Genomic DNA, 2,235 nt, shown 5'->3' on the forward strand with positions numbered 1-2,235 from the left:
CAATACGGTAAAAAAGAAGGAATATTAGAAGGTATAGAAAAGGGTAAGATAGAAGGGAAAATAGAAGGGAAGATAGAAGGAAAGATAGAAGGAAAGATAGAAGCCATAACTGACATACTATCTCTTAGATTCCCAAATACAGATTTAAGTGATATAACAAATCAACTTAAGCAAATAGATGATATAGATTTCTTAGATTATCTTAGAAATCAAGCTAAAACAGTAAGCTCTATTGAAGAGTTTGGAAGATTGATAGAGAAAATCTGAATAACACGAATTTAATCCCAGAACTTCCACCAAGGTTTTTTGTACATATAATCTCTAAGACGGTTCTTTAAAGATTGAATTGTCTCATCTTTAGCTTTAATTATTTCATTTTTATCGTTTATTTGTTTTTCCTTTTCTTCTATTATTCTTTCCTTCTCAATAATTATCTTATCCTTATTATTTAATTCTCCTTGAGCCTCTCCTAATTTTAAAATAATATTATCTAAAGCGTCTCTTACTCTCTGATATTCGGATAAAGGTACTATAGCACCGCTTATGGTAGATTTTTCCTCTGATTTAATTTGTAGATACATAGTATGTATAGCCCTTGATACAACCTCTGTTTCAGTTATATTCAAGATAGAAGCTATCTCTTGAAGCTCTTTAATTATGTCATCGGTTAATTTGAAATTCTTTAATTTCTTTTCCATGTAATATACATTATATCATAAATATTACATAAAGATAACGTCTTAAAAAATAAAGATTTTCGTCTTTACGGTAAAGTAATCGTAAAGATATAATACTTACAAATTAAAGAAAATCATCTTTATAATTTACATCATATAATATGATAGCTTAAAATTATTGTCTATCAATGCTTTTACAACATTACTAACATAATCAAATTTATATTAACATCTGGTGAAAGGATAGTAAACACTACGCCATGCCTAAAGAGAAAAATAACTTGTATAGACTTTCAGCTTAGGATGGGGGGTCTAGGGTTTAAAATTGGAATTGGAAGTTAGGGTTATTATTAATAACCGCGTTTCTATCCCACATAGTTCAGATAAAACTCAATAGAAAAGACCTCAATTTTTAAATTTATACAAGTTTCTATCCCACATAGTTCAGATAAAACAAATTTTGTTATATTACTCACAGGAGGAAAGGATGAGTTTCTATCCCACATAGTTCAGATAAAACATGCCGTGTTCGATTATATTAAAAGAACATTTCTTAAAGTTTCTATCCCACATAGTTCAGATAAAACTGTAATAGTTGCGGTGCGATTTTCCAACCAAGCATCCCTGTTTCTATCCCACATAGTTCAGATAAAACTTTAGCCAATTTGTTAAGCAATATAGACACATTACAGGTTTCTATCCCACATAGTTCAGATAAAACTTTTTACTCTTTCTTTTAGTATGTCTGAAAATTCTACGTTTCTATCCCACATAGTTCAGATAAAACTTTTTCTCGTAAGAAGAATAACCTCTTAAATATGCTGTTTCTATCCCACATAGTTCAGATAAAACTTTTTACCATTTGAATTAGACGATAATCAGTTAGAATAGTTTCTATCCCACATAGTTCAGATAAAACTAACTTTAAAGTTAAGACACGAAATAAAAAAGACTTGTTTCTATCCCACATAGTTCAGATAAAACAGAAAAGTTAACATATTAATCTTACAAAGAAATAGAGGTTTCTATCCCACATAGTTCAGATAAAACTCAGACGGTTCAAAATTATCAGAATCGTCTGTCAGTGATGTTTCTATCCCACATAGTTCAGATAAAACAAGCTCAAATGCTTCATATACAAATACATATTCATATAGTTTCTATCCCACATAGTTCAGATAAAACAAGTTTAACTTTGAAAGGTTATAACAGCTATACTTGTTTCTATCCCACATAGTTCAGATAAAACTGGGGTAAATCTATATACTTTTGAGAGCCTGTTATAGTTTCTATCCCACATAGTTCAGATAAAACTAAAAAAAGATATACAAGATTACATAAGTCTCGAGCTTGTTTCTATCCCACATAGTTCAGATAAAACCTATATACGACTATATAGCCAACCACTTTAAACAAGGTTTCTATCCCACATAGTTCAGATAAAACCTGTGATGAATGCGAAGCCTATGTCAGACCAAACATGTTTCTAACCCACATAGTTCAGATAAAACCTTCAAAATTGCGATAGATATTTATAAAGATTTAGAAGACTTTCTAA

Annotated in this window: 2 protein-coding genes and 1 CRISPR repeat array; of the genes, one reads left to right on the top strand and one right to left on the bottom strand. The window is 29.9% G+C overall.

Annotated elements, in window-relative coordinates; translation table 11 throughout:
* On the top strand, positions 1–267 hold a 267-nt coding region (locus tag ACYQZV_RS08960), incomplete at its 5' end, for a hypothetical protein (RefSeq protein ID WP_459895270.1).
* An 11-nt stretch (positions 268–278) separates the two neighbouring features.
* Here the strand turns inward: ACYQZV_RS08960 and ACYQZV_RS08965 are convergent.
* Positions 279–698 (bottom strand): hypothetical protein, encoded by a 420-nt coding sequence (locus ACYQZV_RS08965; RefSeq protein WP_459895273.1) that lies wholly within the window; start codon positions 696–698, stop codon positions 279–281.
* 340 nt (positions 699–1,038) lie between these two features.
* Positions 1,039–2,188: a CRISPR direct-repeat array (repeat unit 29 nt; unit sequence GTTTCTATCCCACATAGTTCAGATAAAAC).
* Positions 2,189–2,235: the final 47 nt, after the last annotated feature.

It is taken from the genome of Hydrogenobaculum acidophilum (assembly GCF_054656715.1).

What these genes read in the sequence shown, in the direction of transcription:
- ACYQZV_RS08965 (WP_459895273.1), bottom strand. Translation starts at nt 698, where the DNA reads ATGGAAAAGAAATTAAAGAATTTCAAATTAACCGATGACATAATTAAA.